Annotated in this window: 24 protein-coding genes and 1 tRNA gene; 5 read left to right on the top strand and 20 right to left on the bottom strand. The window is 66.7% G+C overall.

Going from position 1 to position 26,752, the window contains the following annotated elements; all coding sequences use genetic code 11:
• Window positions 1-35: 35 nt before the first annotated feature.
• The 7 genes from AC5Y42_RS12660 to AC5Y42_RS12630 form a co-directional block, all read right to left on the bottom strand.
• Entirely contained in the window at window positions 36-3,305 is a 3,270-nt protein-coding gene (locus AC5Y42_RS12660; protein WP_499898511.1) for an arabinosyltransferase domain-containing protein, read from the bottom strand.
• A 61-nt stretch (window positions 3,306-3,366) separates the two neighbouring features.
• Entirely contained in the window at window positions 3,367-6,606 is a 3,240-nt protein-coding gene (locus AC5Y42_RS12655; RefSeq protein ID WP_499898510.1) for an arabinosyltransferase domain-containing protein, read from the bottom strand.
• Window positions 6,607-6,650: 44 nt separating this feature from the next.
• Complete coding sequence (locus AC5Y42_RS12650; protein WP_499898669.1) at window positions 6,651-8,588, bottom strand: galactan 5-O-arabinofuranosyltransferase; 1,938 nt, start codon at window positions 8,586-8,588, stop codon at window positions 6,651-6,653.
• A gap of 5 nt (window positions 8,589-8,593) precedes the next feature.
• A complete protein-coding gene (gene dprE2, locus AC5Y42_RS12645; RefSeq protein ID WP_499898509.1) occupies window positions 8,594-9,358 on the bottom strand; it encodes a decaprenylphospho-beta-D-erythro-pentofuranosid-2-ulose 2-reductase in 765 nt (254 codons plus the stop codon).
• Window positions 9,359-10,738 carry a decaprenylphosphoryl-beta-D-ribose oxidase gene (dprE1, locus tag AC5Y42_RS12640; RefSeq protein ID WP_499898507.1) on the bottom strand — a complete coding sequence of 460 codons (1,380 nt, stop codon included), beginning with the start codon at window positions 10,736-10,738 and terminating at the stop codon, window positions 9,359-9,361.
• 32 nt (window positions 10,739-10,770) lie between these two features.
• Entirely contained in the window at window positions 10,771-11,187 is a 417-nt protein-coding gene (locus tag AC5Y42_RS12635) for a GtrA family protein (protein WP_499898506.1), read from the bottom strand.
• A gap of 25 nt (window positions 11,188-11,212) precedes the next feature.
• A complete protein-coding gene (locus tag AC5Y42_RS12630; RefSeq protein ID WP_499898504.1) occupies window positions 11,213-11,698 on the bottom strand; it encodes a GreA/GreB family elongation factor in 486 nt (161 codons plus the stop codon).
• Window positions 11,699-11,859: 161 nt separating this feature from the next.
• Here AC5Y42_RS12630 and AC5Y42_RS12625 point away from each other — a divergent pair, with 161 nt between their 5' ends.
• Window positions 11,860-12,645: a type 1 glutamine amidotransferase domain-containing protein gene (locus AC5Y42_RS12625; protein WP_499898503.1), complete on the top strand. Its 786-nt coding sequence runs from the start codon at window positions 11,860-11,862 to the stop codon at window positions 12,643-12,645.
• A 9-nt stretch (window positions 12,646-12,654) separates the two neighbouring features.
• Here the strand turns inward: AC5Y42_RS12625 and AC5Y42_RS12620 are convergent, their stop codons facing one another.
• Genes AC5Y42_RS12620 through AC5Y42_RS12595 form a run of 6 tightly spaced genes read right to left on the bottom strand, consistent with a single transcriptional unit; the run spans window position 12,655 to window position 17,949 of the window.
• On the bottom strand, window positions 12,655-12,858 hold the full coding sequence (locus tag AC5Y42_RS12620) for a CsbD family protein (RefSeq protein ID WP_499898501.1): 204 nt from the start codon (window positions 12,856-12,858) through the stop codon (window positions 12,655-12,657).
• A 57-nt stretch (window positions 12,859-12,915) separates the two neighbouring features.
• Entirely contained in the window at window positions 12,916-13,746 is an 831-nt protein-coding gene (gene wzm, locus AC5Y42_RS12615; RefSeq protein WP_499898500.1) for a galactan export ABC transporter permease subunit Wzm/RfbD, read from the bottom strand.
• A complete protein-coding gene (glfT1, locus tag AC5Y42_RS12610) occupies window positions 13,733-14,647 on the bottom strand; it encodes a galactofuranosyltransferase GlfT1 (protein WP_499898498.1) in 915 nt (304 codons plus the stop codon). The genes wzm and glfT1 overlap by 14 nt, the downstream gene beginning before the upstream one ends.
• Complete coding sequence (wzt, locus tag AC5Y42_RS12605; RefSeq protein WP_499898497.1) at window positions 14,644-15,450, bottom strand: galactan export ABC transporter ATP-binding subunit Wzt/RfbE; 807 nt, start codon at window positions 15,448-15,450, stop codon at window positions 14,644-14,646. The genes glfT1 and wzt overlap by 4 nt, the downstream gene beginning before the upstream one ends.
• 10 nt (window positions 15,451-15,460) lie before the next feature.
• Complete coding sequence (locus tag AC5Y42_RS12600; RefSeq protein ID WP_499898495.1) at window positions 15,461-15,982, bottom strand: bacterial proteasome activator family protein; 522 nt, start codon at window positions 15,980-15,982, stop codon at window positions 15,461-15,463.
• Between the two features lie 2 nt (window positions 15,983-15,984).
• A complete protein-coding gene (locus AC5Y42_RS12595; protein ID WP_499898493.1) occupies window positions 15,985-17,949 on the bottom strand; it encodes a DUF6541 family protein in 1,965 nt (654 codons plus the stop codon).
• A 110-nt stretch (window positions 17,950-18,059) separates the two neighbouring features.
• Between AC5Y42_RS12595 and AC5Y42_RS12590 the strand changes: the two genes are divergently transcribed.
• The gene (locus tag AC5Y42_RS12590) at window positions 18,060-19,256 is read left to right on the top strand and encodes a cysteine desulfurase-like protein (protein WP_499898492.1); all 1,197 of its coding nucleotides are present in this window, start codon (window positions 18,060-18,062) and stop codon (window positions 19,254-19,256) included.
• 57 nt (window positions 19,257-19,313) lie between these two features.
• On the opposite strand, the gene AC5Y42_RS12585 is transcribed toward AC5Y42_RS12590, so the two are convergent.
• Entirely contained in the window at window positions 19,314-20,294 is a 981-nt protein-coding gene (locus AC5Y42_RS12585; protein ID WP_499898490.1) for an NAD(P)H-quinone oxidoreductase, read from the bottom strand.
• A 66-nt stretch (window positions 20,295-20,360) separates the two neighbouring features.
• Here AC5Y42_RS12585 and AC5Y42_RS12580 point away from each other — a divergent pair, with 66 nt between their 5' ends.
• Window positions 20,361-20,858, top strand: a complete 498-nt coding sequence (locus tag AC5Y42_RS12580; RefSeq protein WP_499898488.1) for a MarR family winged helix-turn-helix transcriptional regulator — start codon at window positions 20,361-20,363, stop codon at window positions 20,856-20,858.
• Window positions 20,859-20,879: 21 nt separating this feature from the next.
• Window positions 20,880-20,966: transfer RNA gene (locus tag AC5Y42_RS12575), tRNA-Ser, on the top strand.
• A gap of 41 nt (window positions 20,967-21,007) precedes the next feature.
• Here the strand turns inward: AC5Y42_RS12575 and lipE are convergent.
• From lipE to AC5Y42_RS12555, 4 genes are read right to left on the bottom strand one after another with little or no spacing between them, the layout of a single operon-like run.
• Window positions 21,008-22,261, bottom strand: a complete 1,254-nt coding sequence (lipE, locus tag AC5Y42_RS12570) for a lipase LipE (protein WP_499898486.1) — start codon at window positions 22,259-22,261, stop codon at window positions 21,008-21,010.
• Window positions 22,262-22,284: 23 nt separating this feature from the next.
• Complete coding sequence (locus AC5Y42_RS12565; protein ID WP_499898485.1) at window positions 22,285-23,391, bottom strand: Rv2629 family ribosome hibernation factor; 1,107 nt, start codon at window positions 23,389-23,391, stop codon at window positions 22,285-22,287.
• Window positions 23,392-23,433: 42 nt separating this feature from the next.
• Window positions 23,434-23,622, bottom strand: a complete 189-nt coding sequence (locus AC5Y42_RS12560; protein WP_065015757.1) for a hypothetical protein — start codon at window positions 23,620-23,622, stop codon at window positions 23,434-23,436.
• Window positions 23,623-23,660: 38 nt separating this feature from the next.
• Window positions 23,661-24,485, bottom strand: coding sequence for a crotonase/enoyl-CoA hydratase family protein (locus AC5Y42_RS12555; RefSeq protein WP_499898484.1), 825 nt, complete (start codon window positions 24,483-24,485; stop codon window positions 23,661-23,663).
• A gap of 23 nt (window positions 24,486-24,508) precedes the next feature.
• On the opposite strand from AC5Y42_RS12555, the gene AC5Y42_RS12550 reads away from it, so the two are divergent.
• Window positions 24,509-25,090 carry a TIGR03086 family metal-binding protein gene (locus AC5Y42_RS12550; RefSeq protein WP_499898483.1) on the top strand — a complete coding sequence of 194 codons (582 nt, stop codon included), beginning with the start codon at window positions 24,509-24,511 and terminating at the stop codon, window positions 25,088-25,090.
• Between the two features lie 86 nt (window positions 25,091-25,176).
• Here AC5Y42_RS12550 and AC5Y42_RS12545 read toward each other — a convergent pair whose 3' ends face one another.
• Together AC5Y42_RS12545 and hisC are read right to left on the bottom strand one after the other, a co-directional pair.
• On the bottom strand, window positions 25,177-25,644 hold the full coding sequence (locus AC5Y42_RS12545; protein ID WP_499898481.1) for a DUF4334 domain-containing protein: 468 nt from the start codon (window positions 25,642-25,644) through the stop codon (window positions 25,177-25,179).
• Window positions 25,644-26,696, bottom strand: a complete 1,053-nt coding sequence (gene hisC, locus AC5Y42_RS12540; RefSeq protein WP_499898480.1) for a histidinol-phosphate transaminase — start codon at window positions 26,694-26,696, stop codon at window positions 25,644-25,646. The genes AC5Y42_RS12545 and hisC overlap by 1 nt, the downstream gene beginning before the upstream one ends.
• Window positions 26,697-26,752: the final 56 nt, after the last annotated feature.

The following is a 26,752-nucleotide window of genomic DNA, read 5'->3' as shown; positions in this document are numbered from 1 at the left end:
CCCGCTGCGCCCGGCTTCACCGCGCTTGCGATCGCTCATGGCAATGCTCGAATCGGCCCTTGTCGGCTCCAGCCGTAAACCTTGACGACACCCTGATCGATGACGGCGTCCGGCGCCTGGTCGGCCGACACCACGCGGTGGTACTGCTCCACCGATCCCCAGTCCCGGTACCAGTCGTCGCGCAGATAGGTCGGGATGGTGGAGGTCCACAGCAGCGCGGTGGTGAACATGAACGGCCCGCCATCCTCGGCCGACTGCCACAGGTTCGACGACGCCGCCGTCTGCTTGTGGTCGGGCAGGATGCGGTAGTCCGGGAGTTCGGCGACGCCGAGGTGTTCGGAGAATGGTCGCTGGCAGGGGAAATTCGCGGCGGTCGCGACGTCCATCAGCACCGGCGCCCGTGATCCGACCCGCTGCTGCAGGGTCTGCAGCACCGGCACCCGGGGCGGGGTGAAGGCGAACCACTGCTCGGAGCTCAGGTTGGGGTCATAGGCGACGATGCGGGCCACGTCGGCCTCCGGCGGCGCCCCGGCCAGGGGAAACCGCAGATTGCGCCACGCCGGTTGTGGGCCGAGGTCGATCGGGTACATCTGCCCGAGCGGCGCGGTGCTGCCGTCGGGTCGGGTTACGCCCCACTCCAGTTTCAGCTGCTGCCCGTAGCTGAAGTCGCCGTCTTCTTTGTAAGACCAGATGGCACCGGCGGCCGCGACCACGACCAGCGGCCGCTCCGGGGTGCGGGGCGGCAGTTGGTACCAGGCCGACGTCGCGGTGGCGGCAAGGCTGTTCTCGCCGTAACTACCGATCACCGGGGTGCGGGCCGGGTCCAGGCCGAACGGCAGCGCGGCTCGCGATCCGTTTACCCCGACCGGGCCGTGACCGCCGGCGGTGCCCGCCGAGTCGCTCATCGCGGCGTTGGGCTTGTTGGGGGAAGCGTCGGAGTTGACCAGCCCGGGCTTGGACACCACGGGGTCAGACCTCAGATCCTCACCGACCCCGGTCGGGGTGAAGCCGACCGGGGTCACGCCGCCCAGCGGTCCGGCCGGTCCAAACTGCTGTCCCGGAAGTGGTTGCAGCAGACCAGCATTGGCGTCCGGCTCGGCCAACACGTCGTCGGCCATCGCGCAAGCGGTGTCGGCCAGTCCGGACTCGAGCGCAGCCACGTTGGCTTTGGCGGTGGTGTAGAGCGGGTAGCGGACGGCGGCGGCCTTGGCCAGCGAGCCCACTTCCATGACGACCATGATCGCGGCCACCACCAGCAGCGGCGTTGACGCCAGAATCCGGTTGCGCCGACTCGGCTTGACCTCGGTGTGCCCGGCATAGTCCAGCCGGAAGTGCTGCCAGGCGGCCAGCAGCCCGGTCACGATCGAGAGCGCCAGGAACATCGACGTCACCGGATGGCTGGCGATCACCGGTTGGATGTCGAACCACGGCACCCCGTAGTTGCCGACATAGAACCAGCCGTTGATCCCTGACGTCGCCCAGGCCAGCACGAACAGCAAACCCGTGACATACAGCGACAAATTGCGACGGCTGTGCAGGCCGACTCGGGCGAACGCGAAGGCGGTGACCGCGCCCAGGGCGCCGGCCAGCCCGGCGAACGCGCCGAACTGCACCGCCCATTTCGTCGGCGTGAACGTCAGCAGTAGCAGACCCACGGCGGTAGTGCCGATCAGCCGCCACACCGCGCCGCTGGCCAGACCTGCGACTCGGCCGCGCCGCAGCAACACGACCAGCACACCGAACAAGCAGAAGAACAGCACCAGCCACGCGAATCGCCGCGACATCGACCCGTCGACGTTGCTCTCCACCGTGACGAAGTAGTAGCGCAGCCACTCCTGATACCAGGCGATCGTCGGACCGACCTTGTATTTGATGCGCGCCGACTCCGCCACCGTGGCCAGCGTCTGCGACCGGAACACCACCACGGTGATCAACGACAGCGATGCCGCCAACGCCATCAGCGGTGCCAACAAGCCGTCGGTCGCGCGGCGCCGGGCGATGATGCGCGCGATCGTGCGAGCGCCGGTGAGCAGCGCGGCGATACCGATCAACCCCTGCGGGGCCAGCGTTGCGGTCAGCATCGCCACGATGATCGCGACGGCCGCCGGGACCAGCCGTCGAGTGGCGATCGCGCTCTCCACCAGCACCCAGGTGACGATGACGCCCAGCGCGATCAACGGCTCGGGGCGCAGCCCGTTGTTGAACGGCAGCCAGGCGGCCAGAAAGACCGCGCCGGCAGTCCACACCGCCACCCGGCTGGCGGCCAGGCCGCCCTTGCCGGGACCGAGCCGCCGTAACACGTAGCGGCTGATGATCAGCCAGCAGACGACGCCGGCCAGCGTGGCCGGCAGTCGCATCCACACCCCGGCGGTGCTCACCGTGGCCAGGTGCGCCAGTAGCGCGGGGTACCAGTCGAACGGTGCTTCCGTCGTCCCGAAGAACCGGTAGTAGTTGGCCAGATACCCGGCCTGCTGGGAGACCCTGGCGATGGTCAGGTTGTAGCCGTCGTCTGACGAGATGGCGCCGATGACGTGCCAGATCAGCAGCGCGGTGAGCACGCCGATATCCGCGAGCCAGGTGGCGATACCCGCCCGCCAGAAGTGTCGCCAGTTGCGCGGTGCACGCCGGCCGGATCGTCGGTCGAGGATGCCCACCGCGACGATCGCGGCCAGCACGGACAGGCCGCCGAGAACCATCACCGCTTTCTTCAACAGCGTCGGTGCGGTGATGAAGCGGGTATCGATGTCAATGCGCGCCGACAGCCCCGGCTGTGCGGGCACTGTGAGGTCGGTGAAGATGCCGCCGACCTGGGGCTTCTTCTCGGGGGCCAGCGTGCCCGCGGCACCGGGAATCCCGACGAAGTCCGCGCCCGCGCCGCCGGCGCCGGCCCAGATGTGCAGGACGCTGCAGCCCCCGGCGGCGATAGCGGAGCGAGGCGCGACCGCGGCTACCGAGTCGCGGAACGCGACGACGACCGTGTCTTTATTGGCGCGGACGAACAGGCCGCTCTTGCCGGTCTCGAAGCCGTCGGTCGGCAGCGTCGACAACACCAGCCCGCCGGCGGCCGGCAGAGTCGCGATGGCCGGGCAGGGAATCGAGATGTCCAGCGCCCGCGGCGCACCGGACACCAGCGGTGCGGTGATAGCGCTGACGTGGCCGTCTTTGGCGCCCTGCGGCCACAGGACCGTCGCGGTGGTCTGCTTCACCGGAAGCAGCGGAACTACGCCGCAGAGCAACACCCCGGCAATTCCCGCGACGATGGCGACCAACCGGGCGATCCGGTCCGTCTTATCGTCGTGGGGCACGAGGGTCGATCGTAGGCGACGGCGTTAGGTCTGCTGATTCGGCGGGCCGAGGCGCAACGCCTTAGTGCCGAAGCGGCCCCGGGCTCCACAGGCCGCTGCGTGTCGCCGAGCCAAGGTCGAGGTGGGCCGGCACCGCGGCGGGGTAATACGGCGTCAACTGCTGCAGCGCGCCCCAGTCCCGGAACCAGTCGTCCTTCAGATAGGTGGGCACGGTGGTTGCCCGGTCCAGTAGTTCGGTAAGGCCCAGCGGGCCGCCGCCGAGGTTGTCCATCACCGGCGAGTTGGCCTCGGCGCCGAACCGATCGGGCAGGATCCGCCACTTCGGGGCCTCAATGACGCCGTTTTGATGACCGAACGGTCGCTGGCAGGGGAACGCAAGGCCGACCAGCCAGTCCAGCATCACCGGATCTCGAGAGCCCACTACCTCCTGCAAGGTGCGCAACCGCGGTATTCGCGGCGGGGTCAGCGCGATCCAGTGCTGCGGCGCCAGGTCGTCGTCGGAGGCGATCACCCGGACCTGGGTGGCGCTGCCGGGCACCGCCGCCAACGGCGCACGCAGGTTACGCCAGGCCGGTGATGCCCCGACATCGCCGAAACTTACTGTACCCGCGGGCTTTTCGTCATCACCCGCCCACTGCACCTGAACTTCGCCGGAGTCGAACCGGCCCGCTGCCGAAACCACCAACAGCGGCCCGGCCTCGTCGCGCGGCGGCAGTCGATACCACGCCGACCGCAGCGCCGCGGGTACCTGCAGGCCCGAGCGCCAGCTGCCCAGCACCGGCGTCCGGACGGCGTCCAGGTTGTACGGCAGCCGCGCGCGTGACCCGTTGATTCCCGGCGCCGCAGTGGTGCCGCCTTCGGTGCCGGCCTCGCTGCTGGTGACCATCCCATCGTCGCTGACGAAGCTGCGGTCGGCGGGGCGTTCCATCACGGGGTCGGCGGAGACGTCGGTGGGGATGCCGTTGGCCTCGAAACCTTGGTTGAATCCGGCGCCCAGCGCGTCTTTCGCCGGCACACCGACCGGTGCCAGCATGCCGGCGTTGGGATCCTGCTCCACCAAGACGTCATCGGCCAGCCCGCAGGTCTTGCCGGTCAGCGCCTGCAAGTTGGAGCGACCCACCGTCCACGCCGGATACTGGCCGACCATCGCCAGGGTCAGCGACACCACCTGGAAGAAGATCAGCACCCATGCAGCAATCGCTAGTGGGGACTGGATGATTGATGCCAGTCGAGAGCCCGTGTGGCGGCCGGGGGAGTCGCCGTTGTTGACGAAATGGAACCATGCCGCCGCCAGCAGTACCAACACCGTCAGCCCGACCAGCACGGTGGCGAACGCCAAATGCCATTTCGGGAACGCATTCGACCACGGCACACCGAAATTGGACACGTACCACCAGCCGTTCACGCTGGCGAATGACAGCGCCAGGACGAACATCACCAGCGCGGTGAACAGGGTGCGGTTGCGCCGAGAGCGCATCGCTGCCGCACTCACCGCGACTGCAGCCAGCGCACCCAGCGAGCCGGCCAAACCGGCGAACACACCGAAGTGGTGGGTCCACTTGGTGGGAGTGAACATCATCGCGATGAACGAGATGACGGTAATGCCGATTATCCGACGGCTGGGCCCGACGGCGGTGCCCGGAATCCGGCCCTTGCGCAACGACATTGCCACCGACACGGCCAACGCGACGAGCAACGCCAGCACGCCGAACCGCCGGGCAACCGAGCCGTCGGGAGTAGCCAGAAATAACCGCTCGTAACGGACATGCTCCTCGAACCAGGCCAAACTGGGCCCGACAGCGGATTTGAGCATGCTGGCCTGGGCTTCGCCCACCAGCGTCTGATCCCGGAAAATCACGATCGTTGTGACGGTGACCGCGGCCGCAACGGGCGCCACCAGCGGTAGCAGCCCAAACTGTTTGGAACGGCGGTGCAGGATGGTGCGCAGCGGCCCGATCGCCACCAGCAGCGCGCCGATGGACGCGATGCCGGTCGGCCCGGAGAACAGGGTCAGGGCGCCGATGATGCAGGCGATCGCCAGCGGCAGCAGCCGACTGGTGGCCACTGCCCGTTCCACCGAACACCAGGTCAATAGGATGCCCAGGGCAATAATCGGCTCGGGCCGCAGCCCGTTGTTGAGCGGCAGCCAGAACGCCAGGAATACCCCGGCCGCCGTCCATGCCGCGGCGCGGCTGTGTTTGACGGCATCGCCGAGTCGGGGGATGACTTCCCGGCTGATCACCCACCAGCAGGCCAGTGCCATCAGCAGGGTGGGCAGTCGCATCCAAATGCTGGCTGTGGTGACATGCGCCCACAGCGCCAACAGGTCGTAGTACCAGCCGAACGGCGCCTCGGGCGTGCCGAACCACCGGTAGTAGTTCGCCATGTATCCGGCGTGTTCGGATACCCGGGCCATGGTCAGGATGTAGCCGTCATCGGCGGTGTTGGCGCCGACGAAGTGCCACCACACCAATACGGCGGCGACCAAGGCGTCCAGCCCGCTGATAGTCCACCAGCGCGGCGGCAAGAAGCGGCGGCGCCGAGCGGAATCGGCAGTGTCCAGGATGTGCAGGGCGATCAATGCGGCGACGGTCAACGAGACCCCGAGGATCATCGCCGCCAGCTTCAGCCAGGTCGGGCCACTGCTGTAGCGAGTGTCGATGGTCGCCGAGAAGGTCAAGCCCGGCGGGGCCGACCCGCTCAAATCGGTGAATAAGCCGACGATCTGCGGCCGGAAGTCATAGCCGCCGCGTTCGCCGCGCAGCGGTGCGCCGGGGTCTTTGGCGTTGGGTCCCTGGGTCAGCCCGACGAATTCGCCGGTGACCTTGTCGGCGTGTGCGGTGAACACCAGCTTCTGGCAGGCGCCGCTGAGCACCTGGCTCAACGGCGCCACCACCACCGGTGTGTTGCGGACGATGACCAGCAAATCGTCGTTGACCCGTTCGATCAACAGCCCGCGGTCGACGGCTTTCGGTGCCTGCTTGGGCACGGTGGACAACAGCACCGACTTGGCACCGGTCAGTTCGGCAGCGGCCCGACACGGAATGGTGATGTTCAGGTCGGTGGCCACGTAGCCGATCAGCGGTGCGTCGACGCTGCCCAGCACGCCGTTTTGTGGCCAGTTCAACTGGGCGGTGGTTTGTTTGACCGGCAGCAGTGGGGTGGTGATCGCCAGCAGCGCACCGAGCAGTCCAGCGACCACGGCCACGATCCGCGCGACCCGGTGATTGTTACCCGCGTCGGTCGATGGGTGCCGCTGCTGTTCATCGCTTCGTTCTGCGTTGTCGACGGCGCGGCTCACGGAGCTAGATGCTAATTCCCCGGCCTTGGTGGATTCAGTCGCCATCAGCCACTGGTCCCTGGATTGCGGATTGCCAGGACGAACGGCCCAATATCCCTGACCGTGAAGTGCGGGCCGGCGAACGACGCGGCTTTGAAGTCAACGGTGTAGCGGCGGACGTTCGGCTGATTGGGATAGACGTCTTCGGCCAGCCGCAGCGTGTAGGTATCGTTCGCGCCGCGCCGCATCAGGAATACCGTCGGCGGCTGCCAGGGCAGGGTGTCCAGAGCGTGGACGAATTCGTCGGCGGTCTTGAGTTTGGCCCAGGCCTTGATCGCCGCTGACCGGCTGTCGAACTGCGCAAGCGGGTTGGCGTAATGCGACGTCAACCCCTGAAAGCCCCAATAGGGGTAGTAGGACAGAAAGCTGTAGTCCGCCGTCAGCATGACGACTTCGTCGCGGGGTTTGCCAGTCAGCTGGGTGATCGTGGCGTCGACGGCGGGGTAGTACTTCTCGGCGCTGGGCGGTCGGCGATCGCCGCGGTGGCCGTGCCCGTCGGTGTCGGTGTAGGCGATGGTGATGTCCGGCCGCAGCACGTTGGGAATGTCTTGACTGAAGCCGATCGCTCCGGCCAGCCCCACGACCACGGCCACACCGATCACCCGGCGGTCGCGTCCGCGGGCGACCGCGAGCGCCAGTTCGACGAAGCCGAACACCCCGGCCGCTGCCAGCAGCACAGTCAGCGTCGGCTGCAGCCGGAACGACAGCAGCGTGGTGCGGGCCAATGTGGTGAGCATCGAGAGCAGCGACCAGAGGTAGATGGCGGCCACACCGAGCGCCAGCGCGGCGGCCCGCACCGAGGCGCGGGCGCTTAGCACCAGCCACAGTGTGCCGACCATGCAGAGCGCGCCGAGCAGGGTGAACTGCAGCATCGGGAAGGTCAGCTCGGCGCCGTCAGCGGGCAGGTAGTGAAACGCGCTGCCGGTGTTACTGACCGGGTCACGCATCATGCGTACGAGGTACGGCAGCCAAGTGGTCGCGCCGATCGCCGCCGCGATGACGGCGATGACGGCCAGCCGCAGCAGTGGGTCGATACTCCGCCGGGCTGCGGCCACTAATACCGCCATCAATGTGATTGTGAACGCGCTGAAGACCAGCAGCAGCGTGTAGAAGGTCGCAGTGAAGCCGAGGAAGATGCCCGCCCCGATCACCGCCGCCCACCCGCCGGCTCGGGCTGCGCCTGGCTCGAGTGTGAAGTTGGGTTCACGTTCGGCGCCCAGTGTGAAGTTAGCTTCACGTTCGGCGGGGCGGCGGCGGGCGCCGGCACGCAGACCCGACCAAGTCAAGATCAGCACCGGCGGCAGCAGCACGGTGATCATCGCGGCGTAGGGCTCCGGGGAGCTGTAGGCCAGGGTCACCGCGGCGGTGGCCGTCGCGACGACCAGCGCGTATTCGAAGCGGATCATCCGCCACCACAACACCAGCGCCACGGCTACCGCGATCGTGATCGAGGTGATGGCCCACGGCTTGTACATCTCCCAGGCCGGCGTTCCGGTCAGCGCGGCGATGCGCCCGCCGATCCAGAACCAGCCCGGCGGATAGAACGGCGGTAACCCGATATAGGTCATGTCCTGCAACGCCGCGCTGTCGGTGAGCCGGGTCAGATATTCGGTGCGGAACTGCTGGTCGACGGAGATGCCGAACAGATAGAGCTTGGTGGCACCCAACGGCATCGCCAGTGTCACCACCGAAAACGCCGACACGAACACCAGCGCTCCGAGTTGCGCCAGCCGCTGCCGGCCCCGCCGCCACAACCAGCCGGCACCGAGCAGAGCGACCAGGCAACCGAATTGGCCGACCGTGGTCAGCGCGTGCAGTTGGTTCGACGACGGGAAGGCCGGCCAGTTCACTCTGGCGACGGCGTTCAGCGCGACGACCGCGACAAGCAATGCCACCACGGCGGCGATCAGCATCTGGCCGATCGTGGCCAGCGCGTTTCGCATGCTGCTCAAATAGGCAGTTTGCGGAAGATGGGCCGCGGAATGTGTCGCAACACCATCATCACATAGCGGAATGCTCCTGGCGCCCAAACCAATTCCTTACCTTTCGCGGAAGCGGTGACCGCGAGGTTGGCTACATATTCCTTGTCCACTGTCATCGGCGCTTCTTTGATATGGGCACTCATCCTGGTGCGAACCTGCCCCGGCCGAATGACCAATACCCGAACGCCGTACTCCCGCAGCGCTTCTGCAAGACCGAGATAAAAACCGTCCAAGCCGGCCTTGGTGGAGCCGTAGACGAAGTTGGACCGACGCACCCGCTCGCCGGCCACCGTGCTCATCGCGATGATCTGGCCGAAACCCTGAGCACGCATCTTCTCACCGAGCAGAACGCCCACTGAAACCGCTGCGGTGTAGTTGATTTCCGCGATCTGCACGGCCTTGCGCTGGTTCTGCCACAGTTCTTCGGCGTCGCCGAGCAGCCCGAAGGCAACGATCGCGACGTCGACGTCCCCGTCAGCGAACACCTGCTCGATCACGCGGGGATGGCTGTCGGTGTCGACCGCGTCGAAGTCGATCAGATCCACCGCCTTGGCGCCGGCGGCTTTCATCTGCGCCACGGCGTCATCGCGGCCGGGGTCGTCGGGCAAGCAGGCCAGCACGATTCGCGCGTGTGCGTTCTGCAGGTAGCGCTCGCAGATCGCCAACCCGATCTCGGAGGTACCCCCGAGCAGCAGAATGGCCTGCGGATTACCAACGGCGTCAAAGACCATCTAGAGCAGCTCCAAACGTCGGGCCATATCGGAAACAAACACGCCGGTGGGATCGGCCTTGCGGCGTACCGCAATCCATTCGTCGATGCGCGGGTACATGGCATGGAAGGTTTCGGCGGTGGTGCGGGAGTCCTTGGCGGTGTAGAGGCGCCCGCCGAACTCCAGCACCCGACGGTCGAGTCCGTTGAGGAACTCGTTGAGGCCTGGTTTGACCTGGAAGTCCACGCAGACGTTCCAGCCCGGGATCGGAAAGCTCAGCGGCGCACCGTTGCTCGGGCCGAACAGCTTGAACACATTGAGCCATGAGTAGTGCCCGCTGGCCTGGATGTCACACATGATGCCCTTGAACTCTTCGACCGCCTCCGTAGGCACCACGAACTGGTACTGGGTGAAACCGGCTGGGCCGTAGGCGCGGTTCCACTCCCCGACCATGTCCAGCGGGTGGTAGAACTGCGTGAGGTTCTGGGCTTTGCCGCGATAGGTGCCGCCCATGCGGTACCACAGGTCGGTCAGCGTGCCGAAGATCAGCTTGTTGCCCAACCCGTTCGGGAAGACGTCCGGTGCGGTGAAGAACTGCGGCGCGTCGAATTTCAACGGGTGCCGCCGCAGCTTCGCCGGCAGCTGCTCCACGGTGGCCAGCGAGCCGCGAGAAATCACCGCCCGGCCCAGCTTCGGCGGTGCGCTGATCGCGTCGAACCAGGCGCTCGAGTAGGTGTAGTTGGCCTCGCTGCCGTCGCTGTGGAAAGCGATCGTTTCATCGAGGCTGGCGGTGACGTCGCCGTCGGCGATGAAATACGCCGTCTCGGTCGGCGTCATCGCGATCACCGCACGCAGGATGATGCCGGTCAGACCATTGCCGCCAACGGTGGCCCAGAACAGCTCGGCGTCGTCGCCGTCCGGTGTCAACCGGCGGATCTCGCCGTCGGCGGTCAGCAGGTCCAGCGACCGGACGTGGTTGCCAAAGCTGCCCGCGCTGTGGTGATTCTTGCCGTGGATATCGCAGGCGATCGCCCCGCCGATGGTGACCTGCCGGGTGCCGGGCAGCACCGGAACCCACAGCCCGAACGGCAGCGCGGCTTTCATCAACTGGTCCAGGTTGACGCCGCCGTCGACGTCGACCAGGCCGGTGTCGGCGCTGATCGCGTGAATGCGATTCAGCGGCGTCATGTCGATGACCAGGCCGCCGCCGTTTTGCGCGTTGTCACCGTAGGACCGGCCCAGCCCGCGCGCGATCACGCCGCGGTCGCCGGCGTCGGCGGCCTGCGCCACCGCCTTGGCGATCACCTCGGCGTCCGGCGTCGCCAGTACCTGCGCCACCGAGGGCGCGGTGCGGCCCCAGCCGGTCAGCCGCTTCGTGGTGGTGGGAAACGTGGGCAACATCAGTGAAAGAGGGTACCGCCTGGCCCGGGGCCTCAGCGCATCCGGAAGATCACCGAACGCTGCACGACGAAATTGATCACCGAGGCGGTGCCCTGCGCGATCACGAATGCGACCGGAACCGCCCAGGCCCGATAGTCGAGCAGCGCCAGGCACAGGTGGTTCAGCCCGACCTGCACCGCGAAGGTGATCCCGTACAGCGCCATCACGACGAGGAACCGGGCAGTGCTGGGCGGCGCCTGGAAAGTCCACCGCCGGTTGATCAGGTAAGCGGTGATCGTGCCGGCGACAAAGCTGATGGCCTTGGCCAGATCCACCTGCAGGCCCACGGACTTGTAGAGCAGTACGTAAAGCCCGAAGTCGACGATCGCCGAGAAGCCCCCGGTGACGACAAACCGCCACACCTGTGTCGTCAAGCTCAGGTCTGCGCGCGGTGGGGCGATTTCGGCCATCGCGGGAAGTCTACGGGCGGGCTGACTACCTCGGGTACTTCACGTCGAGCAGCTCGACCTGGCTTTCCCCTCTCGGTGTCGTATAGGTGACCTTGTCGCCGGGCTGACGGCCGGCAAGGGCCTGCCCCAGCGGACTGCCGGCCGTCAACGTCTCGGCTTCGTGGCCCGCCGGCGTCTCCTCGACAATGGAAATCACCTGCATTGTGGCGACTGAACCGTCGCCGAACCGCAGGGTCACCTCGGTGCCGCCGGGCAGCGCGCCGGTTCCGTTCGACGGCGACGGCCCGGTGTGCAGCAGCCTGTCGAGTTCGACGATCCGCTCGTCGAGGCCGGCCAATTCGTCGGCGCGCTGGATGGCATCGGCGGCGTCTGCATGGTCACTGACACTGCCGCGGTCGTTTCTGACCTCGGCCTCCAGCCGGTCGCGGCGTTCACGTAGCCGGTCCAACTCCGCGGTGATGCGCTCGCGCGCCACATCCGACAACCCCGTAGCTTCGACTTCCTCGCTCACCTTCGCACCTGTCCCTCAGGGCGCAGCGGCGATTGCCACCCGGAGCGCCTCGATTGTTTTCTGGTTGTTCCGTCAATATATTCCCGCGCCGTCGTTCCGAGTGGTGCCATTGCGCGACCGGTTGATGCACGACGATTGCGGGTACTGCCGACACCGTGCAGATGACTTCCCCGCGCGTGCTGGTCGTGGTGTCGGCGGCCGATCGGATTCCGCTGCGGGAAGGCCGCAGCGAGCCGACCGGCACGTATCTGGGCGAGTTGGTCGAGCCGACCGACGCGATGCTGGCCGCGGGCTTTGAATTGTCGTTCGCGACGCCCGGTGGGCGCATCCCCACCATCGACGGAACCTCCTGCAGTCTGCTGTATTTCGGTCTGTCGCGAGGCAAACGCGATGCGGCCCTCTCCAGTTATCGACGGCTGCTGGAACTCGGTCTGGCACAACCCGCCAAACTCGAGGAGATCGCCCAGGACATGCATCGGTTGGCCGGTTTCGACGCTGTCTTTGTGCCGGGCGGGCATGCGCCACTGGTCGACTTGCTGCACCGCGACGCGTTCACCGGTGAGTCTCTCAACGACGACTTCGGGGCCCTCATGCGATATTTCCATGACGCGCAACGGACCACCGGGTTGATCTGTCATGCTCCGGCTGCACTCGCCGCGGCGCCGAGCATCGACGGCCGCTGGATCTACGACGGCTACCGGATGACGTGCTTCAAGACCGACGTCGACACGATGCTGTCGACCATTCCGCTGGCCCGCCGCTTCCGCGGACATCTCATCGACGATCCGACTCAGCTGCTGGCCTCTCGCGGCGCCGAGGTAGAGCAGACGGTGCTGCCGATGGGCAGCAAGGTCGTCGAGGACCGCGAGCTGATCACCGGTCAAGATCCCTACTCGGCGAAGGCGTTCGGCGCCGCGTTCGTCGGCAAGGTGCGACGGCGCAGCTGACTTCCGCCGTCATGCGCGTCGCCGGCCACGTCCACGGCCGCGGCCACGGAATGCGTCTTTGACCTTTTCGCCGGCATCCTTCAAATCTGATCCAACCCGATCGCCGACACCGCGGTTTTCCAGGTCGCGGTCTCCGGTGGCGCGGCCAAGTGTTTCCTTCGCTGTGCCCTTGACCTTCTGCAACTTGTTTCTGGCCTTGTCGGTCAAACTCATAACGACTCCTTTGTCCGCTTTCTCGCATACCCGCGACGGACGGTGGTCAACCGGCGGCTACACCCAATACGGCACGCGCGCACGATATTGGCGCATCGCAATGGCCGCCAGCACCCATCCGACCACCGTCAGCACCAGCACCACCACCCAGTGCCGCAGTTCTTGCTGGGCGCCCAGCAGCGGCGCACGCACGATGTCCAAATAGTGCAATAGCGGGTTGAGTTCGACGATTTTGCCCCACCGGCCGGCGCCCTGATGTCGCAGCGTGTCGTCGTTCCAGATGATCGGTGTCATGAAGAACAGCAACTGCACGACGGAGAACAGCAGCGGGCCGATGTCGCGGTAGCGGGTGGCCAGGATGCCGAAGCACAGTGACACCCATACGGCGTTGAGCACGATCAGCAGCAGTGCCGGGATCACGGTCAGGTCGGCCCACGACCACGGTTTGGGGTAGATGATCGCGATAACGACGTAGATAACGATGTTGTGGGCGAACAGAATCACCTGCCGCCAGACCAGCCGGTAGACGTGCAAACTCAGCGGCGCCGGCAACTGTTTGATCAGCCCCTCGTTGGCGACGAAGACGTCGGCGCCTTCCAGAATGGCGGCGTTGATCAGATTCCAGATGATCAGGCCGAGCGTGACGTAGGGCAGGTGCACCGCCAACTCGAGATGGAAAAGCTTGGAGTACAGGCCACCCATCGCGACGGCGGTAACTCCCGTCGCGATCGTGATCCAGAACGGGCCGAGCACGCTGCGGCGGTACCGCTGCTTGATGTCCTGCCAGCCCAGGTGCAGCCACAGCTCACGGCGCCGGAAGCCATCGGCCAGATCGCGCCAGGCGCGGGTGAAGGTCTTGGACTGCGCCGCAGCGTCAATGATGGTCACGCAGGCCCCCGGGTCGGCCGAATTGTTCGCGACGGCCCAAGCGCCGCAACCGAAACCACTCCGCCAGTCCGGCTGGGTCGCGGCGAGAAACGAGGAAGAACCAGCCGAACCGCAGCCACTCCTGGGGAAGCAGTCGGCGCAGACCCGGCTGCGATAGCAGATAACCGCGGTTGCGGTAGGTGAAATACCGCTTGGCGGCGTTGTCGGGGTACTGGGTGTGCATTCGGCCACCCAGGATCGGCTTGAACTCGGCGGACCCGCAGGGGTGCAGATACGACGTAGTCAGGCAGGTCCCGAACGGCAGCCCGGAGCGTGCCAGCCGACGATGCATTTCGACCTCGTCGCCGCGGATGAACAACCGCAAGTCGGGTACACCGATCGCCTCGAACGTCGGGGCGGCAAACAGTGCACCGTTGAACAGCGACGCGATCCCGGGCAGCAGATCCTGATGCGATTCGGTGCGCAATTCGCTGACCAACCTGCGCCACACCAAGCCGCGCCGCAGCGGAAACGCCAGCCGCTGCGGGTCGTCGGCATTGCACACCATCGGCGACACCTCGGCCAGGCCGTACTGCTGCGCGCAGGCCAGCAGGGTCGCCAACACCTCGGCATCGGCCGGGCGGCCGTCGTCGTCGGCCAGCCACACCCAATCCGCGCCCAGCGATAAGGCCTGCAGAATGCCCAGCGCGAAACCCCCTGCACCACCGAGGTTTCGGCGCGATCCCAAATACGTCGTGGGGATCGGCCGGCCGGTCACCAGCTCCCGGACCCGGTCCTCGTTCCCGTTGTCGACCACAATCAGGTGATCGGGCAGCCGACTCTGGGTGGTCAGCACATCCAGTGACTTGGTCAGCTCGTCGGGGCGCCGATGGGTGACCACGACGGCACACACTCGACTCATCCCGACACCTCGTCCGCGGCAGTCTCGGCCAGCACCTCACGCACATGCCGCGCCGCGTCCTCACCCTCGTAGGCCCGCACGACATCTTCGATGCCGCCGGTGAGCCGGATACTGCCGTGGTCGATCCACATCGCGGTCTTACACAGCCGGGCCAGAAACTCGTTGGAATGGCTGGCGAAAACCAGAATTCCGGACCGCTCCACCAGCCGCTGCAGCCGGGTCTGGGCCTTCTTCAAAAACTCGGCGTCTACCGCGCCGATACCCTCGTCGAGCAGTAGGATCTCCGGGTCGATGCTGGTGACTACTCCCATCGCCAGCCGCACCCGCATTCCGGTGGAATAGGTGCGCAGCGGCATCGACAGGTAATCACCGAGTTCGGTGAACTCGGCGATCTCGTCGACCTTGGCCAGCATCTGGCGCCGGGTCTGACCGAGGAAAAGGCCGCGGATGAGGATGTTCTCGTAGCCCGAGATCTCCGGGTCCATACCGACGCCGAGATCGAAGACCGGCGCCACCCGGCCGGTGACCGAAGCCGAACCCCGCGTCGGCTCGTAGATCCCGGAAAGCAGGCGCAGCAGAGTCGATTTCCCGGCCCCGTTGTGGCCGACCAGGCCGACCCGGTCGCCCAGATTCAGCGACATCGTGATGTCCCGCAGCGCCTCGACGACGACCACGTTGGACGCGTTACGCCCGATCGTGCCGCCGGCCTTGCCGAGGAATGCCTTTTTCAGCGAGCGCGATTTGGCATCGAAGATGGGAAACTCCACCCACGCATCGCGTGTCTCGATCTGCGGCGTGCTCACCAGTGTCTGCTTACAGGTATTGCCCGGTACCCGGGCCGTGCCCGCTCCGGCCGATCCCGGGCGGCAGGGCGCCCTGGCGCATCTGTTCGAGCTGGGCGCGGGCAGCCATCTGCTGGGCGAACAGCGCGGTCTGGATTCCGTGGAACAGCCCTTCCAGCCAGCCGACCAACTGGGCCTGGGCGATGCGCAGCTCGGAGTCCGACGGGGTTTCGTTGCTGAATGGCAATGTCAACCGGTCGAGTTCGTCGCGCAGTTCGGGCGCCAGCCCGTCTTCGAGCTCGCGGATGCTGGTGGCGTGGATCTCGCGGAGCCGGTTGCGGCTGGCCTCGTCGAGCGGGGCGGCCCGGACCTCCTCGAGCAGCTGTTTGATCATGGTGCCGATCCGCATGACCTTGGCGGGCTGCTCGACGAGGTCGGTCAGCGACCGGTCGTCGGAGTCGTCGTCCTCGCCGCCCGCGATCAGCCGCGGGTCCATGCCGCCGATGATCTCGATGTTGTCGTCGTCGTCTTGGGTACTCAATCCAGTCACCATCCTCATGTTCTAGGAGCCGTAGGGGCGCCGCGCCACTCGTAAATCCGGGCTTCGCCGTTGTCATAGATCTTCACCCACGACTTGGAGTTCTCGAGTGACACTAGCCCGTCGGGCATCGCAAACCCCCTGACGACCGGCTTGCTGGTCAGGACGTAGCGGATATCGAGTACCCGAACTGCCTCGGCTACTCGCGGGTCGGTGTCAGCGTCGTCGGCGTAGGCCCAGAAGACGAAGCGGTTATAGCCGGGCCCCTGCTGCACCGGATAGTCGTAATGCGTCCACAGCGGATGCAGGCCGGCTACCGCATACATCCACGCCGTGCCGTCGGTGTTGCCGTTTCCGATCAGCGTGGTGCGGGCGCCGGGCAGCCGCGCCAGGTAGGCCATCGCCTCGAGGTCTCGCTGATCGATCATCACCGAGTCGTATTTGTCGCCGAACAAGAACCGGTGCCGTGGAAAGTAGTGCCACGCGCCGACCAGCGTGACGGCCAACAGCGCTACCGCACCGGCTGTGCCCAGGGTCGGGGCGGGCAGCCGCCGGCCACCCAGCCGTCTGACCACCCCCATCAGCAACACAACCAGTGCCAGCAGACCGATACCGGCCATCGGTGTCAACAGCAACGTCGTCGCCGCCGCTATCCGGCGCGGATCTTTGTAGAAGAACTCGCCGAACAGGCCGGCGACCGCTCCCACCGGGCCGCCCAGCGGTGTGCCCGAGTCGACGTTCACCACGATCAGCAGCAGCCAGACCGCCAGCGGCCACCAGATCATCTTGATCAGCAGCACCAGCCCCCCGATGGCTGCCAACACGGTCAGCGCGTACTGCACCGGGAAATCGTTGAGGTGGCGGGAATGCTGGAAGACCGCGTCGAACAACCCCCGCCGGGAACTGAGATAGGTCAGGAAGGAATGTCCGGCGATGATGTCTTCCTGCTTTTTCACCACGAGGAACTGCGGCAGCAGCACCAGGCCGGTGGGAACCGCGACGGCGGCCAACGTCCAGATGTCCGCGAGGCGGCCACGCACCGGATGGCGCAGCGCCTCCAGCAGCCACCACCCCGCCAGCAACAGGATGGCGATGACGCCGCCGGTGATGTGCACCGAAAAGACCCCGACCAGCGCCAGCACCGCCACCGGGATTCGGTCGCGGTGCCGCAGCGTGGTGGTGACCAGCGCAAAAGCGGGCACCGCCAGTCCGTAGGCTGTCAGGTTGGGCATTGCGGCGGTGGCGAATTCGATGTAGGGCACCGCGGTGAACGACGCCGAGAGCGCCGCCGCGGCGGCCGCCGCCCAGGCGGTGCGTCCCACGCTGGTATGGGCCCGCACCACCCGCCAGGTGAGCACCGCGGCACTGACCGGGAACAGCCAAATGGCCGCCGCCAGTGAGCTCAGGGTGTAGCCGGTGGTGGGCGCGGCGCCGGTCAGCTGACAATCCACCGCGACCAGCGCATGAAACGCCGACGGGTAGTACAGCACGTCGCGGGTGTCGACATTGCGCAGCTCACCCATGTGAGTGGAGGACGCCTGGCCGGTGTCGAGGATGAACCGGACCGTGTTGGCGTGCCAGACCGCGTCCCAAGTGCTGGGGATCGATTGCCAGTGCGGGATGCCGCGCAGCGCTGCGTACCCAATCAGCAGCGCTCCCAGCAGCACTCCGGCAGCCACCGTCAGCGCCGGCCGGCCGGTGACCGCCCGCGATTCGCCCACCACGTCGCGGTAGCGGGCCAACCCCGCCCGCAAACCCGCAGCCAGTACCGCCACGACGACCAGCGCGGCCAGAGCTGTCCAAGCGTTCCAAGGGATTCCGACCGCGCCGAAGGGAATGATGGCCAGCGCGACGACGCCGTAGGTCAGCGCCGGGCCAACCGCCACGGCAATGGGCCAAGTTAGCTGAGCGCTGCGGGCGACGATTGCCCCCGGGACGATCAGCAAAAACAGTGCGATCAGCGTTCCGAACGTCAGCGCCACTGGACTAGTATGGCTGGCCGGGTGACCTGGCTCGGGACGGCGGGGACGCATCCGGGCGCCCCGCTACCGTCATGGTTTGCGGAATTTGCGGGATTCTTAAGGTGGCTGGCATGGCATACGACGTCGCCCGGGTGCGCGGACTACACCCGTCGCTGGGAGACGGGTGGGTGCACTTCGACGCGCCGGCGGGGATGCTGATCCCCGACTCGGTGGCCACCACGGTGTCGACCGCGTTCCGCGGATCGTTCCCCAGCGCCGACGGCCCGCATCCCTCGGCACAGCGCAGCGCCGCCGTCCTGGAGGCCTCGCGGGTTGCGGTGGCCGACCTGGTGGGCGCCGACCCGCGCGCGGTGGTGCTGGGCGCCGATCGCGCGGTTTTGCTGGCCTCGCTGGCCGATGCATCGTCCTCGCGGGCCGGCCTGGGTTACGAGGTGATCGTCAGCCGCCTGGACGACGAGGCCAACATTGCCCCGTGGCTTCGCGCAGCAAACCGATTCGGTGCCAAGGTGAAGTGGGCCGAGGTCGACATCGAGACTGGTGAGCTGCCGACCTGGCAATGGGAGAGCCTGATCGGCAAGTCCACCCGCTTGGTCGCTGTGACGTCGGCGTCGGGAACGTTGGGCACCGTCACCGACCTTCGTGCGGCAACCAAGTTGATTCACGACGTCGGCGGCCTGGCGGTGGTCGACCACTCCGCCGCGGCACCCTACCGACTGATCGACATCGACGAGATCGACGCCGACGTGGTGGCAGTGAACGCGGTCGGCTGGGGCGGTCCGCCGATCGGGGCGTTGGTATTTCGCGATCCCGCGCTGATCAATTCGTTCGGTTCGGTCTCGGCGAACCCGCTCGCGACCGGCCCGGCCCGGCTGGAAGTCGGCGTGCACCAGTTCGGGTTGCTGGCCGGATTCGTCGCCAGCGTCGAGTATCTCGCGTCGCTCGACGAGTCGGCTCGCGGAAGCAGACGCGAACGACTCGCGGTTTCGATGGAATCCGCCGCGTCGTACATGAGCCGGATATTCGATTACTTGATGACATCGCTGCGCTCGCTGCCCCTGGTGATGGTGATCGGCCGGCCAGAGACGCGGATACCCGTCGTCAGTTTCGCCGTTCACGAGGTGCCGGCCGAGCGGGTAGTGCAACGGTTGGCGGACAACGGGATTCTGGCTGTCTCTAATGCCAACTCGCGGGTACTCGACGTGATCGGTGTCAACGACGTCGGCGGGGCGGTCACGGTGGGTCTGGCGCACTACTCGACGATGGCGGAGGTCGACCAATTGGTGCGAGCGCTGGCGTCGCTTGGGTGAGCAGACGCAGAATCGCACGATTCGGTGCCCGAACGTGCGATTCTGCGTCTGGTCGCGCTACTCCAGCGTCAGCACGACCTTGCCGGTCACCCCGCCTGAGGTGAGCATCCGATGAGCCTCGGCGGCCTGCTGAATCGGCATGCGAGCACCGATGACCGGGCGGACGCGGCCGTCGGCAATCATCGGCCAGACCGACTTTCGCACCGCCTCGACGACGGTGCTCTTACCGCTGGGACCGGCCACCGGCCTGCCCCGCAACGCGGTGCCGATGACCCGGGCCCGTTTGCCGATCAACTTACCGATGTTGAGCTCGCCCTTGACGCCGCCCTGCATACCGATGATGACCAGTTGCCCGTCGGCGGCCAGCGCATCGATATTGCGGTCCAGATAGGCCGCGCCCATGATGTCCAGGATGACGTCGGCGCCCGCGCCGTCACTAGCCTCTTTCACTCGCGCGACGAAGTCTTCGTCGTGGTAGGCGATGGTGATCTCGGCGCCCAGTTCGCGACAGAGTTTCAACTTGGCCGGAGACCCCGCCGTGATCGCCACCCGGGCGCCCAGCGCGCGGGCGATTTGGATCCCGTGGCTGCCCACTCCGCTCGCGCCGCCGTGGATCAGGATTAGCTGGCCGTCGGTCAACCCGGCCGTCAGCACCAGGTTCGACCACGCCGTGCATGCGACTTCGGGTAGCCCGGCGGCGTCGTGCAGGTCGATACCGTCGGGGATCGGCAGAACCTGACCAGCAGGAGCAGCGACGTACTCGGCGTACCCGCCGCCGGCCAGCAAAGCGCAGACTTCTTGCCCGGCCGACCAGTCGGTGACCTCGTCGCCCACCTCGGCGACGACACCGGACACCTCCATGCCGAGCAGTTCGCTGGCGCCCGGCGGCGGCGGGTAGCGACCGGCGGCCTGGAGCACATCGGCGCGGTTGACGCCGGCCGCGCTGACCTTGATCAGCACCTCGCCGCGGCCCGGCTTTGCGTCGGGCACTTGCTGCCACAGGAGTTGATCGGCAGATTCAGCGACGATGGCGTGCATTCCCGACACGCTACTACCTGGGAATTCCTGCTGTTCCAAAGACGATGTGTCGCATAACATGACGTAATGGGCGGCCTCATCGCCGGCCGGACTGCCAGTGAGATGCCCGGGCTGGATATCGCCGAACAGAAGTCGTGGCAGAACTTCTTGGATTCTGCGCTGCGCTTGTATGCGACGCTCAACCGGCGACTGGTCGACGTTCATCAGCTATCCCTGATCGATGTCCGGGTATTGGACATGCTCTGCAACGCACCCGGCGGCTCAGTGCGGATGGGTGATCTGGCCGACGCGCTGCCGGCCTTGCCGAGCCGCCTGACCCGGCAGATCAGTCGCCTCGAGTTGCAGGGGCTGGTGCGGCGCGAGGCCAGCCGCGACGACCGGCGTGGCGTGGTGGCCACCATCACCGACAACGGCCGGGCGGTGGCGGCGCAGGCCCTGGTGACCTATGCCCAAGATGTACGGACCTATTTCCTCGGCCCGCTGTCGCGTTCTCAGATCGCCGCGACGGGAGAGAACTGTCGCCGGATCGCTGCCGCACTGAAGCTGTCGGGCGACCGGAGCTGACGTCCCGCTACCCTTATCGGCGGTGGCGTGGCAGAGCGGCCTAATGCACTCGCCTTGAAAGCGAGAGACGGCTAAAACCGTCCGGGGGTTCAAATCCCTCCGCCACCGCGTTGTGAGCTGCGGAAACCGTCCGTCGCGAGCGTTTCCGCCTATGCCGCAGCGCCGGCTACCCGCGGGATTTCGGCGGCAATGCAGTCCATCAGCGCGGTGTAGCGCTTGGGCGCGGAATCCCTGCCGGGTTTGCCGCTGCTGACCAGCCCGGCGGCCAGCCCGCGCCCGGGATCGGCCCAGATCGCGACGTTGACCAAACCCAGATGACCGAACGCCTGCGGTGCGTGGCGTCCGAACGGCCCGAACCTGTTGGAGCCCAACATAAATCCGGTGCCCCAGCGCAGCGGTGCCAGCCCGGTCGCGAAATCCGGTCGCAGTCGGCGGCATTCGCGTACCGCACCGCGCATCGTGTCGGGCTGCAGTACCCGCACCCCGTCGAGTTCACCGTCTCGGCGCCAGATTTCGGCAAACCGCGACAATTCATCAGCATTGGACACGGTGTTCGACGACGGGACAACCGTTGTCAAGAACAGCGGTGTGTTGGTGAGCGGGATGATCTGGTGAACCGTCCCGCCGATCGCCTTGCGAAAAGCCACCGCGATCGGGGCAGGTAGTTGCCTGCCGGTCGCGTGGCTGGGCGCAACCAGCGGCAGATCTTGTTCTGCCACACCGAAGTTGGTCCAGCGGAAGCCCAATGGGTCAAGGATCTCGGTGGCCAGAATTTCACGGATGTCCTTGCCCGTCGAGGCATAGACGATTTCGCGCATCAGCGGGCCCCACGTCAGCGCGTGGTAGATGTGCACCCGGCCCGGCCGGTAAAGCGGACGTAGCTTGCCGAGCTGCTCCTGCGCGTACTCGTGATCGTCTGCCCGTTTGAGGTCCGGCCGCGGTCCGGTCGGAAATGGCACCCCCGCGCTGTGCGTCAGCACATGCCGGATCGTGGTCCGGTCCTTACCATGGCTGGTGTAGCTGGGAATGTATTCGCACACCCGGTCGTCGAGCGAGAACTGCCCGCGCTCGGCCAGCATGTGCACGACGGTCGCGGTGATCGCCTTGGCCGACGAGTACACGCAGAACGGGGTGTCGGTTCGGACCGGGACCTTGTCGGCGTCCGGCGGGTCGGTCGGCGCATTGCCCCAGCCGTGCCCGATCGCCCGGTTGAGCACGACGCGGCCGTTATGACGCAAGCACAGCTGGATGGCCGGGTGCATGCCCGCCTGATACCAATACCGGGTCGCCGCCCAAATCCGTTCGACGGCTTTTGGGTCGATCGCGGAGTGGTCTTCCTCCCCCACCGCGGTGACCGCGTCGAGGTCGGCCGGCACCTGGATGCTGCCGTCAGAATTGTCCATCCCGCGAGGGTACGTGGAGTGGCTCAGTGCAGCGTCGGGGCGTATCGCAGCACCGCACCCACGCCGTCGGCCGGGTCGATGCGTTCGTCGGTGCGGACCAGCGACGCTCCGATCGAAACCGCGAGCAGTGGCAGCGCTTCGTCGGCCCGCAACGTCCGGGCCGGCGCAGCGCCCTGCTCGGAAAGCACGTCGGCGTTCGGCGCCACCGCTGTGAACTCCTCGTCGGCGACCACCGTCGCGTCGCCGATGTCACCGATGATCAACGTTTCCACCGCACCCTGACGCAGCGCCGAGCAGACCGGGCCGAGCCCCTCGGCGGCCAACCCGGATTGCCGGCCGATTTCGGCGGTGAAACGCTGCGCGGCTTCGTCGAGTACGGCCAACCGGCGCTTGAGCAGCTCCTCCTCGATAGCCTGCTGCACCTCGTCGAAGTCGTGCCCGCTGTGCCGGGCACCGACCTGCAGCGGCACCGCGAGGGCGCTCACCCGCGCGGCCAACGTCGCCAGCAGATCCGAGCGGGACCGGACCTCGCCGACCACGAAGACGGCGTCGGCCGACGCGTCGTCGACCAGTTCGGCGATACGGTCGGCGACCGCGCGGACGTTCTTGCGGCCGGCTTCGTCGGTGCGCAGTTGCGGATCGCCGTAGCCGGCGGTTTCAGCTCCCGACGCCTTGTGTACCGGATGACCGCCTCCGTCGACGGTCTCCGAGCTCAGCGTGCCGTCGACGTGCACGGTGATGTCGGCACCGGTGTGGTCCACCGCGACGAGCAGATAATTGGCGTCCTCGAAGCCCTGCTCGACGATCGGCACGATGTAGGGCAACTCGGACACTCGAACGACCGGCGCTGCGGTCGGGCGCAGCAGATGCTCGTTGAGCACGACGCCGTCGGCGCCGGCCACCACCGCGCGGCCGCTACGCCCGACCGGTGCGCGTAAATCCATCACGGCGCGTTCGATCTCAGCGGTCAGCGATTCGTCGAAGCCCTGTTCGGCGAGCTGGTCGCGCAGCCCTCGCCACTTGAGCTCAAGCTGAGTGGCGGCATCCTCGGTGTCGTGCGAGTCCTCGAAATACACCGATGCGAACGGGCCGCGGGTGGTCAGCAGCTGGCGGAAGCGTTCGGAATCCATGCCCGGTTGGGTTGCCCGCCGACTGGGCGGACAAACGCCACCTCAGGCGCGGTCGCCTTCGGTGTCGTCGAAAAACCGCCAGTCGCCGTCGATGTTGACCTCCATCCGCCAGCCGAGTTCGGTGTTATCGGCCTTGGCGTCGACGAACCACGCGTGCGCGTCGTCGGCGCTGGCGATGTCCTTGGTCGCAACGACGTCGCCCTGCGGGTTGAGCACTCGATAGGTAGACATAGCGGGAGGGTTCCCACCGCTGGCCGCGCCGAATCGTCCTACTCTCCGGTGAACTGCGGCGCGCGTTTGGCGAACGTTGCCGAGATTCCCTCGGACAGGTCCTTGGACGGCAGGAACGCCGAGTTCCACGCCGCCACATAGCGCAGGCTCGCCGACACCGTCGAAATACGTTGCTGGTCAAGGACATCCTTGATGCCATGCACCGTCAGCGGCGGATTGCCGGCGATCTCGGCGGCGGTGGCGTGCGCGGCGGACAGCGTGGCGTCGGCATCGGCGAATACGTCGTTGACCAACCCGATCTTCTCGGCGCGCGCGGCGTCGATGTCCTTGCCCGTCAGCGCCAGTTCCCGTAAGTGCCCGTCGCTCAAGATGAGCGGCAGCCGGGCGAGGCTGCCGACGTCGGCGACCATCGCCAGCTTCACCTCGCGGACGGAGAACTTGGCATCTGCGCTGGCATAACGGATATCCACCGCCGAGATCAGGTCGACGCCGCCACCGATGCACCACCCGTGCACGGACGCGATGGTCGGGGTGCGGCAGTCGGCGACGGCGCTGATCGTCTGCTGCATGCGCAGCACCTCGGCGTGAAAGTCGGCCCGCGGGCGCGCCGATGCGCCCTCGGACAGCACCGAGGCCAACGTCCCGCCCATTGCCTTGACATCCAGCCCGTAGCTGAAGTTGGCGCCCGACCCGGTCAGCACGATGGCGCGTACCTCGCGGTCGGCGTCCAGTGCGGCGAATACCTGGGGCAACTCCGACCAGAACGCCGGCCCCATCGCGTTGCCTTTGCCCGGGCCGATCAGCGTGACCTGCGCGACGTGGTCTTTGGTCTCGACAGTGACGGATTCGTACGGCTCACCCATGGCCAGACCGTACCGTGGAGGTCATGCCTTCCGACCTGCGGCCCGGCCCCGACTCACCGCCCACCGACGAACTGGCCAGCGCAGAAGCGACGTTGGGTGTGCTTCAACGCGTGCTGCATCCAATCGCGCGTGACGACCTGTCCAAGCGCACGCCGTGCTCGGAGTACGACGTGTCGCAGTTGACCGACCATCTGCTGAACTCCATCACCGTGATCGGCGGTGCGGTGGGCGCAGAGTTTCCCGACCGCGGCGCCGATGACTCGGTGGAGCGGCAGATCGTCGGCGCGGCGCGGCCCGCGCTGGACGCCTGGCACCGTCGCGGTCTTGACGGCACGGTGACCATCGGTCCTCACGAGTTGCCGGCCAACGTCGCCGCGGGCATTTTTTCGCTTGAATTCCTCGTCCACGCTTGGGATTACGCGAAGGCAACCGGTCACCCCGTCGAGGTCGCGGACTCCGTCGCCGGTTATGTCCTGGCCCTTGCCAAAAAGAACATCACGCCGCAGGGCCGCGCGACAGTCGGGTTCGACGACCCCGTCGACGTCGCCGACAATGCGCCGGCGCTGGACCGCCTGGTCGCCTTCACCGGCCGGGATCCCCGTTAGCCGCGCGCCCCTTGGCGCGAGCGTGCGTGTCCCCGGTGCGACACGCCGTGAATCAACCGGGAACACGCACCCTCGCGCGGAAACCGTCAGACCCGCTCTAAGTAGAAATAGAAGTAGCGGCCGTTATCGACGACGCCCTTGCCGTTCATGATGCCCATCACCGCGTCGTCGTCGATCCTCTTGAAGTGGTCGTGCACGGGTTGGCCGTCGTAGACCATGCTGGCGGTGACCTCGCCGCGGAATTCCTCCAACCACAGGCTGGCCTCGCCCTTGCCCATCTTGACGTTGGAATACTTGTTGCCGTCGTCGTCGAGACACACCAGCGGCTGCACGTCGGTGGCCGAGTTGAAGGACTTGCCGAACCAACGGGCCTTCTCCAGTTGACCATTCATCCGATGACCGGTGACGAACTCACCGCCCTTCCACTCGCCCAGCAGGCCGTCGACGGTCGCCGGCGGCAGACTCGCCCAGTAGTCGTCAAGCTCGGCGTCCTCGATAGCCCCGGTGCGCTCCTTGAACTCGGTGAACTTCTTGCGCGCCAACTCGTCGCTCATCAAACCCATCCTTTCGCGAACTTCAGCAGGGCGTCATTTTCCTCTGGCGCACCGATCGTGATCCGCACCCCGTCATTGCCGAACGGCCGCACCACGATCTTGGCGTCGGCGGCCTGCGCCACGAAATCCGGCGTGCGCTCGGCCAGCGGCAGCCAGATGAAGTTGGCCTGCGACGGCGGCAGGGTGAAGCCGGCATCGCGCAGTGCGCCAGAAACCCGCTCCCGTTCGGCCACTACCGCGTCGGTGCGGGCCAGCAATTCGTCGGCGGCGTCCAGCGAGGCGATCGCCGCCGCTTGCGACACATTGGTCAACGTGAACGGCACCACCACCTTGTCCAGGGCGGTGATCACCTCCGGGTCGCCTACCGCGTAACCCACCCGCAGCCCAGCCAGCCCATAGGCCTTCGAAAACGTCCGCAGCACAACGACATTGCTGTAGTCGCGGACCAAGCCGAGACTGTCGGGCAGCATCCCGTCGCGGATGTATTCGACGTAGGCCTCGTCGATGGCGATCAGGATGTCCGAGGGCACCGCCTCGACGAACCGGGCCAGCGCATCCGGGTCGACGACCGTGGACGTCGGGTTGTTCGGGTTGCAGACGAAGATCAGCCGGGTGCGGTCGGTGATCGCCGCGAGCATCGCGTACAGGTCGAATGTCTCGTCACGCAGCGGAACTTCGACGGGGATCGCGCCGGCCACCCGCACCTGCAGCGGGTACATCCCGAAACTGCGCCAGCCGTAGAGCACCTCGTCGCCGACCGACGCGGTGGCCTGGACGAGCCGTTGGCACAGCGCTACCGAACCGCAGCCGACGGCGATGTGCTCGGGGCTGAAGCCACAGTCCAGATGCTGCGCCAGCCGCAGCCGCAGCTCGACGTTGTGGTTGTCGGGATAGCGGTTGACATCGTCGACGGCCTGGGCGACGGCCGTCCGCACACTGGGCAGCGGCCCGTGCACCGTCTCGTTGCTGGCAAGCTTGATCGTGCCGGGGACCGTCTTGCCCTCGACGTAGGCCGCCAACTCGGCCAGCTCAGGGCGCAGGCGGGCAGTCATTTCGACAGCATATGAAACGACTGTGTACGCTGTGCTCCGCGGCGGTTCCGGGGCCG

This window comes from Mycobacterium sp. NGS48 (assembly GCF_059812585.1).
This window is presented reverse-complemented; position numbering and strand designations above follow the sequence as displayed.

Excerpts from the sequence above, each read along its gene's own strand:
- AC5Y42_RS12650 (WP_499898669.1), bottom strand. The coding sequence starts at position 8,588 with ATGCGAAACGCGCTGGCCACGATCGGCCAGATGCTGATCGCCGCCGTG.
- dprE2 (WP_499898509.1), bottom strand. The coding sequence starts at position 9,358 with ATGGTCTTTGACGCCGTTGGTAATCCGCAGGCCATTCTGCTGCTCGGG.
- dprE1 (WP_499898507.1), bottom strand. The coding sequence starts at position 10,738 with ATGTTGCCCACGTTTCCCACCACCACGAAGCGGCTGACCGGCTGGGGC.
- AC5Y42_RS12635 (WP_499898506.1), bottom strand. The coding sequence starts at position 11,187 with ATGGCCGAAATCGCCCCACCGCGCGCAGACCTGAGCTTGACGACACAG.
- AC5Y42_RS12625 (WP_499898503.1), top strand. The coding sequence starts at position 11,860 with ATGACTTCCCCGCGCGTGCTGGTCGTGGTGTCGGCGGCCGATCGGATT.
- AC5Y42_RS12620 (WP_499898501.1), bottom strand. The coding sequence starts at position 12,858 with ATGAGTTTGACCGACAAGGCCAGAAACAAGTTGCAGAAGGTCAAGGGC.
- glfT1 (WP_499898498.1), bottom strand. The coding sequence starts at position 14,647 with ATGAGTCGAGTGTGTGCCGTCGTGGTCACCCATCGGCGCCCCGACGAG.
- AC5Y42_RS12600 (WP_499898495.1), bottom strand. The coding sequence starts at position 15,982 with ATGGTGACTGGATTGAGTACCCAAGACGACGACGACAACATCGAGATC.
- AC5Y42_RS12590 (WP_499898492.1), top strand. The coding sequence starts at position 18,060 with ATGGCATACGACGTCGCCCGGGTGCGCGGACTACACCCGTCGCTGGGA.
- AC5Y42_RS12585 (WP_499898490.1), bottom strand. The coding sequence starts at position 20,294 with ATGCACGCCATCGTCGCTGAATCTGCCGATCAACTCCTGTGGCAGCAA.
- AC5Y42_RS12580 (WP_499898488.1), top strand. The coding sequence starts at position 20,361 with ATGGGCGGCCTCATCGCCGGCCGGACTGCCAGTGAGATGCCCGGGCTG.
- lipE (WP_499898486.1), bottom strand. The coding sequence starts at position 22,261 with ATGGACAATTCTGACGGCAGCATCCAGGTGCCGGCCGACCTCGACGCG.
- AC5Y42_RS12565 (WP_499898485.1), bottom strand. The coding sequence starts at position 23,391 with ATGGATTCCGAACGCTTCCGCCAGCTGCTGACCACCCGCGGCCCGTTC.
- AC5Y42_RS12560 (WP_065015757.1), bottom strand. The coding sequence starts at position 23,622 with ATGTCTACCTATCGAGTGCTCAACCCGCAGGGCGACGTCGTTGCGACC.
- AC5Y42_RS12555 (WP_499898484.1), bottom strand. The coding sequence starts at position 24,485 with ATGGGTGAGCCGTACGAATCCGTCACTGTCGAGACCAAAGACCACGTC.
- AC5Y42_RS12550 (WP_499898483.1), top strand. The coding sequence starts at position 24,509 with ATGCCTTCCGACCTGCGGCCCGGCCCCGACTCACCGCCCACCGACGAA.
- AC5Y42_RS12545 (WP_499898481.1), bottom strand. The coding sequence starts at position 25,644 with ATGAGCGACGAGTTGGCGCGCAAGAAGTTCACCGAGTTCAAGGAGCGC.
- hisC (WP_499898480.1), bottom strand. The coding sequence starts at position 26,696 with ATGACTGCCCGCCTGCGCCCTGAGCTGGCCGAGTTGGCGGCCTACGTC.